This window comes from Nocardia sp. NPDC003482 (assembly GCF_053588115.1).
Genome location: NZ_JBSFPI010000030.1, coordinates 35,602 through 49,045, shown reverse-complemented (window position 1 = coordinate 49,045; position 13,444 = coordinate 35,602). Strand labels below are relative to the sequence as shown.

Below are 13,444 nucleotides of genomic sequence, written 5' to 3'. Positions count from 1 at the left end.
GTCGGCGACTACCGTAGTGCCCGTGCGCAAGTGGAGCAGGAAGAACTCGCTGAGCGGGCTCAAGCTGCGGTCGGAGATGGACGCGCGGGAAGCCGAGGTGCTGCGCTCGCTGGTGGGCGCGGTGACCGGGCTGCTCACCGACCGAGCCCGTTCGGCCCCCGAGGACGATCTGGCCGCGCTGACCGGGCTACGCACCGGCAACAGCAATCCGCCGGACGATCCCCGGCTGGCCCGGCTGTTACCGGACTTCCATCGCGCCGAACCCGGCTCACCCGACGCCGAACGCGCGGGCCTCAACAACGCGCTGCGCAGCCTGCACGAGCCGGACATCATCGAGGCCAAGGTGGCGGCCGGTTCGGTCGTGCTGGAGACGCTGCCCGCCGAGGGCGGCAAGATCATGATCACCCCCGAGCAGGCCGACGCCTGGCTGACCGCGCTCAACGATGTGCGGCTCGCGCTGGGCACCGCGCTCGGTATCGAGGCCGACACCCCCGACCAGCTCGAGCCCGGCGATCCGCGCGCGCCGCATCTGGACGTGTACCACTGGCTGACCTGGATGCAGGATTCGCTGTTGCAGGCGCTCGCGCCGTGAATGGTCAAGCGGGACAGCGTGATTCGATCACCGACGTGAGCGGCGTGCTCGTCGGGCACCATCACGTCCTCGACGAGGAGGTCACGCTGGGTTCCGGCGCGGCCACCGGTTGCACGGTGGTCCGGGTGCCCGGCGGGGCGACGGCCGCGGTGGACGTGCGCGGCGGCGGCCCCGGCACCCGCGAGACGGATCTGCTCGACCCCGCCAACACCGTTCGCCGGGTGAACGCGGTGCTGCTCACCGGCGGCAGTGCCTACGGGCTGGCCGCCGCCGACGGCGTCATGCGCTGGCTCGAGGAACACGGCGAGGGCATCCCCATGGATCCCGCCGACCCCCGCCGGGTGGTGCCCATCGTCCCCGGGGCGGTCATCTTCGACCTGCCCGTCGGCTCCTGGGACATCCGCCCGACCGCCGAGTTCGGTTACCGCGCCGCCGCTGCGGCCGCCGTGGATTTCGAACGCGGCACCGCGGGCGCCGGAGTCGGCGCGCGAGCGGGCTCCCTCAAGGGCGGAATCGGTTCCGCCAGCATCACTTTCACCGAGGGCCCCGCGGCGGGCGTCACGGTCGGCGCCCTCGTGGTGGCCAACCCCGTCGGCTCGGTCTTCGACCCCCGGACCGGTCTCCCCTGGGGCACCGGCACCGACGGCCCCGCCCACCACAACCTCCGCCCTGCCACCCCCGCCCAACTCGCCCGAGCCAACGCCCTCCCCGTCAAGACCACCCTCCTCAACACCACCATCGGCGTCATAGCGACCGACGCCCCCCTCGACCCCGCCGCCTGCCGCCGCCTGGCCACCACCGCCCACGACGGCCTGGCCCGAGCCATCCGCCCCGTCCACTCCCCCCTGGACGGCGACACCCTCTTCGCCCTCTCCACCGCCCGAACCCAACCCCCCACCCCTCCCGCCCTCCCCCCAGCCTTCCCACCCGACCTACTCCTCCTCGACGAACTCTGCACAGCCGCGGCCCTCTGCACCGAACGAGCCGTCCTAAACGCCATCCTCACCGCCCACTCCATAGCCCAAATCCCCACCTACACAGACCTTTTCCCCCCACCCTGACCCCCACGTTCGGCAACCCAGCCGCACCCCTTATTCGAATCCGCACCCCTTCCACGGCTATGCAAAGGGTGCGGATCCGAATAAAGGGTGCGGCTGGGTTCGTGGGCCTGGGGGTGGGACCCTCGGGGGAGTTGTCGGGAATAGGTGAATATTGTGGGGGGTTGACGACAGCGTTCGGCCGGGGCCGTGGGCGTCGGGTGTACGGAAGGATGCGGTTGTGCTGGTGATCAGGGGTGATCTCGTGGATGCGATGGTCGCGCATGCGCGGGCCGATCATCCGGACGAGGCCTGTGGGGTGATCGCCGGGCCGGAGGGGTCGGATCGGCCGGAGCGGTTCGTGGCCATGATCAACGCCGAGCGATCGCCGACGTTCTATCGCTTCGATTCCGGGGAACAGCTGCGGGTGTGGCGCGAGATGGACGAGCGGGACGAGGAGCCGGTGGTCATCTACCACTCGCACACCGCGACCGAGGCGTACCCGAGCCGCACCGACATCTCCTACGCCTCCGAACCCAACGCCCACTACGTCCTGATCTCGACCCGCGACCCGGAACACCATGAACTGCGCAGCTTTCGGATCCGCGAGGGCGAGGTCACCGAGGAACCGGTCAAGATCGTGTGATCCCGGCGAAAAAGCGTGCCGGGAACAGAAAGTGCTCAACGTGCTGGGAACAAGAAGTGCTCGACGTGCTGGGAACAAGAAGTGCCCAGCGTGCCGGGAGCAAGAAGTGCCCAGCGTGCCGGGAGCAAGAAGTGCCCAGCGTGCCGGGAGCAAGAAGTGCCCAGCGTGCTGGGAACAGGAAGTGCCCAGCGTGCTGGGAACAGGAAGTGCCCAGCATGCCGGGAACAGGAAGTGCCCAGCATGCCGGAACGACAGAACGGCCCAGCAGCGGGAACGCCCAGCACCCCGGGAACCCAAGGCCCGCGTGCCACAACAGGAACAATCGCAAGGAGCGTGCAATGCCGGTAACCGTGTCGATCCCGACCATCATGCGGACGCACACCGGAGGGGAGAAGCGGGTCGAGGCCACCGGTGCGACCCTCGCGGCGGTCATCGATGACCTCGAGGCCAACTACACCGGCCTCAAGGAGCGACTGCTGTCGGACGGGAAGCTCAACCGCTACGTGAACATCTACGTCAACGACGAGGACGTCCGCTTCTCGGGCGGCCTCGAGGCCGAGGTGCCCGAGGGCGGCACCGTGACGATCCTCCCGGCCGTGGCCGGGGGCGCGCGGTAGTTCCGTGGCACGGTACGAATCGCTGATCGACACCCTCGGCAACACGCCGTTGGTCGGCCTGCGCAGGCTGTCTCCGAAATGGGACGGCGACGACCACGTGCGGCTGTGGGCCAAACTCGAGGACCACAATCCGACCGGCTCGATCAAGGACCGCCCGGCCCTGCGCATGATCGAGCGGGCCGAGTCCGACGGCACACTGCGCCCGGGCTGCACCATCCTCGAGCCGACCAGCGGCAACACCGGCATCTCGCTGGCCATGGCCGCCAAGCTCAAGGGCTACCGGCTGGTGTGCGTGATGCCGGAGAACACCTCGGTCGAACGCCGCCAGCTGCTGACCATGTTCGGCGCGGAGATCATCGACTCCCCGGCCGCGGGCGGCTCCAATCAGGCCGTGGCACTGGCGAAGAAGATCGCCGCCGAGAACCCCGACTGGATCATGCTCTACCAGTACGGCAATCCGGCCAACGCGCTCGCCCACTACGAGGGCACCGGACCGGAGATCCTCGCCGACCTGCCGGAGATCACGCACTTCGTCGCGGGCCTGGGCACCACGGGAACGCTCATGGGCACCGGCCGCTACCTGCGCGAGAACGTCCCGGCCATCGATATCGTCGCCGCCGAACCGCGCTACGGCGAACTCGTGTACGGATTGCGCAACCTCGAGGAGGGCTTCGTCCCCGAGCTGTACGACGAATCCGTACTCACCTCGCGCTTCTCCGTCGGCCCGTACGACGCCGTGCGCCGCACCCGCGAACTGGTCGGCGAGGAGGGCATTTTCGCGGGCATCTCCACCGGCGCGATCCTGCACGCCGCGCTCGGCGTGGGGGCCAAGGCGCTGAAGGCGGGCACGCGGGCGGACATCGCCTTCGTCGTCGCCGACGGCGGCTGGAAGTATCTGTCCACCGGGGCCTACGAGGGCACCCTCGACGAGGCCGAGGACCGGCTCGAGGGCCAGCTCTGGGCCTGATCGCGCGCGCTGTCGGTACGCACGATACCAGGCGAGGTCCGTACTCCCTCGTCAGGAGGTGATGGCGGTGACCGCCGGGATGGGTTCCTCGTTCGATCCCGATCGGATCGCGGCCCTGCGGGGGCAGACCGGCACGGCGCCGGTGAAGCGGGATTCGGCGGCGCGGAAGTTGTTGTGGCAGCGGGCAATCGCGCTGACCCTCGGTTTCGTCGCGCTGCTCTACGCGATCGAGGGCGTCGACACCCTGGTGCACCACAGGCTCGACAACGGCGGCGTGCACCCGCGGACGTTCGACGGCCTCGACGGCATCGCGTTCGCCCCGCTGCTGCACGCGGGCTGGCCGCACCTGATCGGCAACACCCTGCCGATCCTGATCCTCGGCCTGCTCACCCTGCTGACGGGCATCGGCCGCGGGCTCGCCGCCACGGCCGTCATCTGGATCGTGGGCGGATTGGGCCAGTGGCTCACCGGCGACTCCGGCTCGAACCATCTGGGCGCCTCGGTGCTGGTGTTCGGCTGGCTGACCTATCTGATCTCGCGCGGCTTCTTCACCCGCCAGCCGTGGCAGATACTGCTCGGTGTGGTCGTGGGGTTGCTGTACGGCTCGATCCTGTGGGGCGTGCTGCCCGGACAACCCGGAATCTCTTGGCAAGGGCATCTTTTCGGGGCGGTGGGTGGAGTGATTGCCGCGTGGGTACTCTCCTCCCATGTACGTCGTCATCGTCGCGGGGATAGTGTCGGCCGCCCCGCGGGATCGGGGTGACTGCGGAGCCCGGCCGGCGATTTGGGGGATCCCCTCTTGACTGAGAATGCAGCGTGGCAGCATGGGGGAATGCGGCTCACCGTCCTCGGGTGTTCGGGCAGTGTGTCCGGCCCGGATTCCCCAGCGTCGGGTTATCTGTTGACGGGTCCGGACACCACTCCCACGGTCATCGATTTCGGTCCCGGCGTATTGGGCGCTCTGCAGCGCTATCTCGATCCCGGTGAGGTCGACATCTTCCTCACTCATCTGCACGCGGACCACTGCCTGGACATGCCGGGCCTGCTGGTGTGGCGGCGCTATCATCCGAACCCGCCGAGCGGGCGCGCGATCGTGCACGGCCCCTCGGACACCTCGCTGCGAATCGGCAACGCCTCGGCCGAGATCGGCGGCGAATGCGACGACTGGTCCGACGTGATCGATATGCGGCTGTGGGAAGAGGGCCGCGAAATCACCTTCGGCCCCGGCCATACCGTCCTCGCGCGCCGCATGTTCCATCCGCCGGAGTCCTATGGCCTGCGGATCACCACGGCCGCGGGTCGCACACTCGTCTACACGGGTGACACCGCGTTGTGCGACGCGGTCTTCGAACTCGCGCAGGGCGCGGACATCCTCCTCTCGGAGGCGTCGTGGACCCACGACCCCGCCAATCGTCCACCGGGCATTCACCTTTCGGGCACCGAGGCCGGAATGATCGCGGCCCGAGCGGGAGTCGGCGAACTCCTGCTCACCCACATCCCGCCGTGGACCTCCCGCGAGGACGTCATCGCCGAGGCCAAGGCCGAATTCAGCGGTCCGGTGCACGCGGTGTCGCCGGGCGAGGTCATCGAGATCTAGCACCCGGCCGAGCCCCTCGGCCTCGGATCGGCCGCTGCCCGTTAGGCTGCACGCTGTGTCTAGACGAGCCGATGGCAGGGCGGACGACGAACTCCGCGAGGTACGGATCACCCGTGGATTCACCACGCACCCGGCGGGGTCGGTGCTGGTGGAGTTCGGGCAGACGCGGGTCATGTGCACCGCGAGCGTGACCGACGGGGTGCCGCCGTGGCGGCGCGAATCCGGATTGGGCTGGCTCACAGCCGAATACGCGATGCTGCCCGCGGCCACGCACACGCGCAGCGGCCGCGAGTCGGTCAAGGGCCGGGTCGGCGGTCGTACGCAGGAGATCAGCCGATTGGTCGGACGGTCGCTGCGGGCCTGCATCGATCTGGCGACCATCGGGGAGAACACCATCGCGATCGACTGCGATGTCCTCCAAGCCGACGGCGGCACCCGGACCGCGGCGATCACCGGGGCGTATGTGGCGCTCTCGGACGCGATCACCTATCTGGGCGCGGCCGGGAAGTTGCTGGATCCGCAGCCCTTGTCGTGCATGATCGCGGCGGTCAGCGTCGGGGTGGTCGACGGCCGGGTGCGGCTGGACCTGCCCTACGAGGAGGATTCGCGCGCCGAGGTCGACATGAACGTGGTCGCGACCGACACCGGTACGCTGGTCGAGATCCAGGGCACCGGCGAGGGCGCGACCTTCCCGCGCTCGACGCTGGACAAGTTGCTCGACTCCGCGCTGGCCGGGTGCGAGCGGTTGTTCGTCATTCAGAAGGAGGCGCTGGCGCTGCCGTATCCGGGCGTGCTGCCCTCGGCCGAGAAGAGGAAGTGATGACGCGCCGCGTCCTCGTCGCCAGCCGTAACGCCAAGAAGCTGAACGAGTTGCGGCGCATCCTCGCCGACGCGGGCATCGCGGGCCTCGAGATCGTGGGCCTCGACGAGGTCCCGCCCTACGACGAGGCCCCCGAAACCGGCGCGACCTTCGAGGAGAACGCCCTCGCCAAGGCCCGCGACGGCGCAGCCGCCACCGGATTGCCTTGTGTCGCAGACGATTCCGGTATCGCCGTCGACGCCCTCAACGGCATGCCCGGCGTCCTGTCGGCCCGCTGGTCCGGCCGCCACGGCGACGACGAGGCCAACAACGCCCTCCTCCTCGCCCAACTCGCCGACGTCCCCGACGACCGCCGCACCGCCCGCTTCGTCTCCGCCTGCGCCCTGGTCGCCGACGGCACCGAAACCATCGCCCTCGGCGAATGGCCCGGCCGCATCCTCCGAACCCCCAAGGGCCACAACGGCTTCGGCTACGACCCCCTCTTCCTCCCCGACACCGAATCCCGCACCGCCGCCGAACTCACCCCCACCGAAAAAGACACCCACTCCCACCGAGCAAGAGCCCTCCGAGCCCTCCTCCCCGCCCTCCAATCCCTAACCACCCCCTGACCCCCACCCCAACCGCACCCTTTATCCGAATCCGCACCCCCTTCAGACCCCTGCAAAGGGTGCGGATCCAAACAAGGAGTGCGAATCGGGTTGCCACACCTCAGAAGACCAGCCATCCCAGAAGGCCCGGGGTACCCAGGCCGGGGCAACTCAGCCGCACCCTTTATTCGAATCCGCACCCTTTACAGGGCACTACAGAGGGTGCGAATCCGAATAAAGGGTGCGGATCGGGTTGCCGGGCCTGGGGACCGGGCCTGTCAGAGGTTGTAGGTGGTGCGGACCTGGCGGGTGCGGTAGTGCTCGCAGACGAAGGAGAGGAAGGGGATGGTGCCGGCGAGGGCGGTGTAGACCGTGGTTAGGGGGGTCCAGCGGGTCTTGATGGCGAGGTCGATGGTGAAGACCAGGTAGAGCATGTAGAAGATGCCGTGGATCTGGCCGATGTAGAAGAGCCAGTGGGGGGCCTTGGCGCTGTCGTCGAGGATCAGGTACTTGTAGACCATTTCGCCGCAGAGGACCAGGAGCCAGACGCCGGTGATGTAGGCCAGCGCCCGGTAGCGGGTCAGGGCCGAGCGGATGCGGGCGGTGTCGCGGGTGGCGGTGGCGGCGGTCGGGGTGTCGGCGCTCAACCGGCGCTCCTCTCGGTGTCGCGGGCGTCGAGCCCGGCGGCGCGCGTCTGTTCGTGCAGATCGCGCGCGTGCAGTTCGGCCAGGTACTTGTTGTATTCGGCGAGCACCGGATCGTCCGGGCGCGCCGCGGTCGGCCGCTCGGGCAGGATGCCGGGCGGAATCTCGCGCGGCGCAACGGGTTTCGCCGGTTTCTCCGCCTCCGGGTCGCCGGTCTCGCGCTCGAGCCGCACGAAGCGGAAGTAGGCGAAGACCACGAACCCCGCGAACAGCGGCCACTGCAACGCGTAGCCGAGGTTCTGGGCGGTGCCGCTCGCCGATTCGAACCGGCCCCACTGCCACCAGCCCAACCCGAGGCAGGCGAGCGCGGCCACGATCACCAACAGGATCAGGGCCGGGCGGCGGTGCGGAGCGGACACGCCTACCACGGTACCTGTCTACTACACCGACCGTAGAGGGTAGGTCCCGCCTAGAACTGGTACGTGACCCCGGTCAACCGCTCCGACTCCGCCCACAGCCGCCGCCACAGCTCGCGATCCTTCGACAACGCCGACGACGGCGAGGGCCGGACCGGACCCTGCGAGCCGAACAACCAGGTCGGCCCCCAATACACGTTCGGATCCGCGTCCGGTTCGGTCGCCGCGAACAGGCTCGACTCCGCCGCCTTGGCGGGCGAGTGCCCGACGATCGCGACCATCGGCTTGGAGATGTAGTCCAGCGGCGTCTCGGTCCGCGCGAACAGGTCCGTCGCCGACACCCCCGGATGCACCGCGTAGGACCGCTTGCTCGACCCCTTCTCCTCGAACCGCCGTTGCAACTCCCGCGCGAACATCAGATTCGACAGCTTGGACTGCGCGTAGGCGAATCCGCGCACATACCGGCGATGCTCGTAGTTGAGGTCGTCGATGTGCAGCGTGGGCGGCATCTGCTTGTGCCCGATGCTCGACAGCGTCACCACCCGGTCGCCGATGCGATCCAGCAGCAGACCGGTCAGCGCGAAATGCCCGAGATGATTGACCCCCCACTGCATTTCGAAGCCGTCCTTGGTCCGGGCGAACGGGATGTACATCAGCCCGGCGTTGTTGATCAGCACATCGAATTCGCCCATGCGCCCGGCGAATTCGCGAATCGAGGCGAGGTCGGCCAGATCGAGCCGTTCCACCCGGACATCGCCCTGGATGCCGTCGGCCACCCGCTGGGCGGTCTCGGTATTGCGGCAGGCCATGACCACCGTGGCCCCGTGGGCGGCCAATTGCCTGGTGGTGTGCTTGCCGATGCCGCCGTTGGCGCCGGTGACGACGAACGTGCGCCCGGTCTGATCGGCAATCCGGCTGGGTTTCCACGCCATGGTCGGGACCTCACTACCATTGTGAACAGTCTGAACAGTGTCTGTGCGCCCAACCTTACTGCCAAGTAAGTTCCGCGCGATAGAGGCGAACGGAAAACGATCCTCGGCACCGAACCGGCTATTCCGAAAACCTCGGATGAAAAGCCATCAGGCGGTCTTACCGTGGAAACCGGCGCTCCCAGCACATACTGAGCTAATGGCCAGTGTCGCGGAAGTCGCCGATTCGCCCGCCCCCGTGAGCCACACCCGCGCCAACGTCGTGTTCATCACGGTCGTGCTCGGCATGCTCATGGCCGCCCTGGATCAGACCATCGTGTCGACCGCGCTGCCCACGATCGTCGCCGACCTCGGCGGCGCGGGTCATCTGGCCTGGGTGGTGACCTCGTATCTGCTGGCCGAGGCCGTCGCGACCGCGCTGGCGGGCAAGTTCGGCGACCTGTTCGGCCGCAAACGGGTCTTCCAGATCAGCGGCCTGATCTTCATCGTCGGTTCGATGATCGCCGGACTGGCCAACGGCATGACCCTGCTCGTCGTCGCGCGGGCCATCCAGGGGTTGGGCGCGGGCGGGCTCATGGTGACGGCGATGGCCCTCATCGCCGATGTGATCCCGCTGCGCGAACGCGGCAAGTATCAGGGCGCGCTGGGCGCGGTCTTCGGCGTGACCACCGTCATCGGTCCCACGCTGGGCGGGCTGTTCACCGATCACGCCAGCTGGCGCTGGTGCTTCTACGTGAACGTGCCGCTGGCGATCCTCATGATCGTCGTTGCGGCGCGGGCGATTCCGAGCATCCGCAGCGCGGTGCGGCCGGTCATCGACTACGCGGGCATCGCGCTGGTGGCCGTCGGGGTGAGCTGCCTGGTGCTGGGGCTGGAGTGGGGCGGGCAGGAGTACCCCTGGGGGTCGGCCACGATCCTCGGGCTGTTCGCCGCGGCGGCAATCCTGTTGGCCTGCTTCGTGTTCGTGGAGTTCCGGGCGAAGGAGCCGATGCTGCCGATGCATCTGTTCCGCAGCAACGCCTTCACCGTGTGCTCGATCCTGAGCTTCATCGTCGGCTTCGCCATGATGGGCGCGCTGACCTACCTTCCGGCCTATCTGCAATACGTCAACGGCCTGTCGGCCACGGCCTCCGGATTCCGCACGCTGCCGATGGTGGTGGGGTTGTTCATCACCTCGATCATCTCCGGGCAGATCGTCGGGCGCACCGGGAAGTACAAGGTCTTCCCGATCGCCGGGATCGCGGTGACCGCGCTGGGTCTGTACCTGATGTCGACCATGGACCGCACCACCGGGTTCTGGACCGAATCGGCCTACATGCTGGTGCTGGGGCTGGGCCTCGGCCTGGCGATGCAGGTGCTCACGATCGTCGTGCAGAACACCGTGCCCTACGCCGATCTGGGCACCGCGACCTCGGGGGTCACGTTCTTCCGGACGCTGGGCAGCACGTTCGGGGCGTCGGTGTTCGGCACGCTGTACAGCAATCGGCTCACCCCGAATCTGCGCGAGGCGTTGGCGAACGATCCGGGTGTCGATCCCGCCGCGGCCGGGAGTCCCCAACTGCTGCACCGGCTTCCGTACGAGCGGGCCGTCCCGATCATCGACGCCTACGCCGACACCATCGCCTACATGTTCCGCTGGGCGGTGCCGGTGGCGCTGCTCGGATTCGTGGTGGCCTGGTTCCTGAAACAGGTGCCGCTGCGCGACACCGTGCGCGCCGACGCCTCCGATGTGGGCTCCGGTTTCGCGATGCCGGACTCCTCCGATCGCGTTGTGCGCCTGGAACATTCGCTGGCCGCCATGATGCGCCGGCTGCGCACCGACGAGGTGCCCGACCCGCGCATCCTGGCCGCCGCCGACAGCCCGTTGACCCCCGACCGGGCCTGGGCCATCGGTCAGGTCCGAATGCTGAACCGGGTGCGCGGCAGCGCGACGCTCGCGGCGATCGCCCGCGCGCACCGGCTGCCGCCGGAGGTCCTGGAGCCGGTGTTCGACCGGGTCACCGCGGACGGTTACGTCGAATTCCACGGCGACACAATGCAACTCACTTCTGCGGGCCGGGCCGAACTCGAACGTGTCCAGGAGGCATGGCGACGCTGGCTGTGCGGCTACCTCGACGACTGGGACTGCGCCGACCCCGCCGACCGAGCCCTCCTCGACCAGGCCGTAGCCAATATCGCCGCCAAACTGCTCGACGAGGCCGACCGCCCCGACGCCCTCCCCGCCCGCGTGGTCTGAACCCCGCGTCCCTCCGCCCCAGCCGCCCGGTCTGCGGCCCCTCACGACGTTCTCGCCCCGGCCGCCCGGCCTGCGGCCCCCACCACGTTCCCGCCCCGCCGCTCGACCTGCGGCCCTCACAAGTTCCCGCCCCAGCGGCGCGACCGGCGGCCCCGCACCAGCCGTCCGACCCGAGGCACTGCGGGCGGGGCGGCTGGCCCCGGAGTCGGGCGTTCCGTCGCTCCCGCGCTGTCCGCCAGGGGCGTTCGGCCTCGGGCCCGGGCGCTTTGCGCGCCCGGGCCGTCGGTCTCACACGCGGGCGTCCCAGTCGATGGTGTACGCGGTTTCGCGGCGCATGGTTTCGCCTACCTTGGCGGCGCGGAACACCACGGGCATCAGCATGGGCATGATGCGGCGCATCACCGGGCCGGGGGCCTTGGCGTGGTTGATCTTGGCGCCGCGGGCGGCGATCGTTTCCACGCGCGGGCGGCGGATTCGTTCGTAGGCCGCGAAAGCCGTTGCGGGGTCGGCGCAGTCGCGCAGGCAGCGGGCCAGTTGGATACCGCTCTCGATGGCCAGCGACGCGCCCTGGCCGGTGCTGTTGGAGGGGGCGTGCACGGCGTCGCCGACCAGCACCATACGGTCGCGGTACCAGTTCGGTACGGGCGGCATGATGTGCAGGCCGCCGATGACCTCGAGGTCCTCGGGATGGATGGCGCGCACGAGATCGCCGCCGGGGGTGTCGTCGCCGTAGACCTCGAGCAGCGTCGCCAGCCACTGCTCGGCCGGGACCGCGCGGGCCTCCCGCAGGGTCATGTACCGCTTGCTCGGCAGATTGCCGCCCCAGCCGATCCGCCCGTCGGGCATGAGCGAGTACAGGTAGTAGGCGTTCTTGCCGAAGGTGAAGTACATGGTCTCGGGGTCGGCGGCGACGGGGCTGTCGATGATCGCGCCGAATCCGAGCAGGCCGGTGTAGTCGGCGTCGGGGGCGTGCGGATCGATGAGCGTGCGCACGAACGACTTCACCCCGTCGGCCCCGATGAGCACGTCGGCGGTCGCGGTGGACCCGTCGGCGAAACGGGCCGTGACGCCGTCGCGGCCCTCGTCGACGCCGACCAGGCGCTTGTCGTATTCGAACGGCACGCCCGCCGCGACCGCGAAATCGTGCAGGACGCGGTGCAGATCGCTGCGCTGGACCAGTTGCAGGGGGGCGTCGGGGTCGGCGGGCAGTTCGACCCGCCGGTCGCCGAACGCCATCACCGAATGCCGGATGGGCATGGCGATTTCGCGGACGACGTCGCCCGCGCCGATGACGTCGAGCGCGGCCAGCCCGTTGGGCTGGAAGCCGAGCGAGCTGCCGATGTTGTAGGCGGGGCCCGGGTACGCCTCGTACACGCGGGCGTCGATACCGGCCTTGTGCAGGGCGGTGGCGGTCACGGGTCCGGCGATGCCGCCGCCGATGACCAGAGCGGTCCGGATGGACATGGGAATCTCCCTTTCGGAGTGGGTGAATTGCCCGATCCGATTCGCGTGCGGGGAGCCCGGTTATCCTGTAGTTGCCAAACTCGGTCCGGGTTCGTTCGCGACGAATGCGGTTCGGGAGGGTGTTTCGATCGGGCTCGGCGCAGGTGTTGCCGCACCTCGCCGGGCCCGGTTGCGTTGTGTCATCCGTTAATTCGGGTCGGCGATCTCCCCTCTCTCGACCATTTCCACGAGCTCGGCCGGGTCGATGTTCTCGGCGTGCATCCGCCGCCACCACTCCAGGTTCGGGAAGGTGCCCGAGACCAGTTCGTCGCGCAGGGCGCGCACCCACTCCGCCTCGGCGCGGCGCATGGTGAGCCGATACTCCTCCTCGACGAGGAACAGTCGCGGCAGCGTGGGCGCGAGTTCGTCGAGTGCGGCCTGTTCGGCCGTGATCAGGGTGGTCAGCCGCGCGAGACGCTCGCCGAGCAGGTCGATCACCTCGTCGGGCGGGATCATCATCCAGTGCGACATGCCGGCGACGAACCGGCTGTGCTCGGGTTCGACGGTGGCCAGCAGTTCGCGGATCCAGTCCTCGGTCTCGGCGCGACCGGCGTCGGTGACGCGGTAGATGGTCCGTTCGGGGCGGGAGCCCGCGCGCTCGGTGCCGACTGTCTCGAGGTAGCCGTGCTTCTCCAGGTTCTGCACGACGGTGTACAGCGAACCCCATTTGATGTCCAGCTGGCCTTCTTTGCCGCGCTCGCGCAGCCGGGCCGCGATCTCGTAGCGATGCATGGGGCGCTCGAACAGGGTGGCCAGGATGGACAGGGCCAACAGATTGCCGACCTTGCGTTGTTTCGCCATGTCACCTCCTTGCTCGTCAACGAATATACGTCTACGAGTATTCGTACACAAG

15 protein-coding genes are annotated in these 13,444 nt (G+C 68.8%); 10 read left to right on the top strand and 5 right to left on the bottom strand.

Translation table 11 applies throughout. The features are described from left to right. Nucleotides 1–22 precede the first annotated feature (22 nt). The 9 genes from aosR (at nucleotide 23) to rdgB (ending at nucleotide 6,884) form a co-directional block, all read left to right on the top strand. Nucleotides 23–592, top strand: coding sequence for an oxidative stress transcriptional regulator AosR (aosR, locus tag ACWDSJ_RS33480; RefSeq protein WP_387371060.1), 570 nt, complete (start codon nucleotides 23–25; stop codon nucleotides 590–592). Beyond that, nucleotides 589–1,653 carry a P1 family peptidase gene (locus tag ACWDSJ_RS33475; RefSeq protein ID WP_450036726.1) on the top strand — a complete coding sequence of 355 codons (1,065 nt, stop codon included), beginning with the start codon at nucleotides 589–591 and terminating at the stop codon, nucleotides 1,651–1,653. Before aosR ends, ACWDSJ_RS33475 begins: the two co-directional genes overlap by 4 nt. A 217-nt stretch (nucleotides 1,654–1,870) precedes the next feature. Then, the gene (locus tag ACWDSJ_RS33470; protein ID WP_387371064.1) at nucleotides 1,871–2,275 is read left to right on the top strand and encodes a Mov34/MPN/PAD-1 family protein; all 405 of its coding nucleotides are present in this window, start codon (nucleotides 1,871–1,873) and stop codon (nucleotides 2,273–2,275) included. 338 nt (nucleotides 2,276–2,613) lie between these two features. Then, complete coding sequence (locus ACWDSJ_RS33465; protein ID WP_450036725.1) at nucleotides 2,614–2,892, top strand: MoaD/ThiS family protein; 279 nt, start codon at nucleotides 2,614–2,616, stop codon at nucleotides 2,890–2,892. Between the two features lie 4 nt (nucleotides 2,893–2,896). After that, entirely contained in the window at nucleotides 2,897–3,859 is a 963-nt protein-coding gene (locus ACWDSJ_RS33460) for a PLP-dependent cysteine synthase family protein (RefSeq protein WP_450036724.1), read from the top strand. A 79-nt stretch (nucleotides 3,860–3,938) separates the two neighbouring features. Further along, entirely contained in the window at nucleotides 3,939–4,622 is a 684-nt protein-coding gene (locus ACWDSJ_RS33455) for a rhomboid family intramembrane serine protease (RefSeq protein ID WP_450036751.1), read from the top strand. Between the two features lie 69 nt (nucleotides 4,623–4,691). Continuing rightward, nucleotides 4,692–5,456, top strand: a complete 765-nt coding sequence (locus tag ACWDSJ_RS33450) for a cyclic nucleotide-degrading phosphodiesterase (RefSeq protein WP_450036723.1) — start codon at nucleotides 4,692–4,694, stop codon at nucleotides 5,454–5,456. 55 nt (nucleotides 5,457–5,511) lie between these two features. Further along, nucleotides 5,512–6,276 carry a ribonuclease PH gene (gene rph, locus ACWDSJ_RS33445; protein WP_387371072.1) on the top strand — a complete coding sequence of 255 codons (765 nt, stop codon included), beginning with the start codon at nucleotides 5,512–5,514 and terminating at the stop codon, nucleotides 6,274–6,276. Next, complete coding sequence (rdgB, locus tag ACWDSJ_RS33440) at nucleotides 6,276–6,884, top strand: RdgB/HAM1 family non-canonical purine NTP pyrophosphatase (RefSeq protein ID WP_450036722.1); 609 nt, start codon at nucleotides 6,276–6,278, stop codon at nucleotides 6,882–6,884. The genes rph and rdgB overlap by 1 nt, the downstream gene beginning before the upstream one ends. A gap of 257 nt (nucleotides 6,885–7,141) precedes the next feature. Here the strand turns inward: rdgB and ACWDSJ_RS33435 are convergent, their stop codons facing one another. Genes ACWDSJ_RS33435 through ACWDSJ_RS33425 form a run of 3 tightly spaced genes read right to left on the bottom strand, consistent with a single transcriptional unit; the run spans nucleotide 7,142 to nucleotide 8,855 of the window. Continuing rightward, nucleotides 7,142–7,510 (bottom strand): DUF3817 domain-containing protein, encoded by a 369-nt coding sequence (locus tag ACWDSJ_RS33435; RefSeq protein WP_387371076.1) that lies wholly within the window; start codon nucleotides 7,508–7,510, stop codon nucleotides 7,142–7,144. After that, entirely contained in the window at nucleotides 7,507–7,926 is a 420-nt protein-coding gene (locus tag ACWDSJ_RS33430) for a transcriptional regulator (protein ID WP_450036720.1), read from the bottom strand. Before ACWDSJ_RS33430 ends, ACWDSJ_RS33435 begins: the two co-directional genes overlap by 4 nt. 50 nt (nucleotides 7,927–7,976) lie before the next feature. Beyond that, nucleotides 7,977–8,855, bottom strand: a complete 879-nt coding sequence (locus ACWDSJ_RS33425) for an oxidoreductase (protein ID WP_450036718.1) — start codon at nucleotides 8,853–8,855, stop codon at nucleotides 7,977–7,979. Between the two features lie 196 nt (nucleotides 8,856–9,051). On the opposite strand from ACWDSJ_RS33425, the gene ACWDSJ_RS33420 reads away from it, so the two are divergent. Next, nucleotides 9,052–11,088 carry a DHA2 family efflux MFS transporter permease subunit gene (locus ACWDSJ_RS33420; RefSeq protein ID WP_450036717.1) on the top strand — a complete coding sequence of 679 codons (2,037 nt, stop codon included), beginning with the start codon at nucleotides 9,052–9,054 and terminating at the stop codon, nucleotides 11,086–11,088. A 288-nt stretch (nucleotides 11,089–11,376) separates the two neighbouring features. Here the strand turns inward: ACWDSJ_RS33420 and ACWDSJ_RS33415 are convergent, their stop codons facing one another. After that, complete coding sequence (locus ACWDSJ_RS33415) at nucleotides 11,377–12,552, bottom strand: FAD-dependent oxidoreductase (protein ID WP_450036716.1); 1,176 nt, start codon at nucleotides 12,550–12,552, stop codon at nucleotides 11,377–11,379. A 186-nt stretch (nucleotides 12,553–12,738) separates the two neighbouring features. Further along, entirely contained in the window at nucleotides 12,739–13,392 is a 654-nt protein-coding gene (locus tag ACWDSJ_RS33410) for a PadR family transcriptional regulator (protein ID WP_450036714.1), read from the bottom strand. Nucleotides 13,393–13,444: the final 52 nt, after the last annotated feature.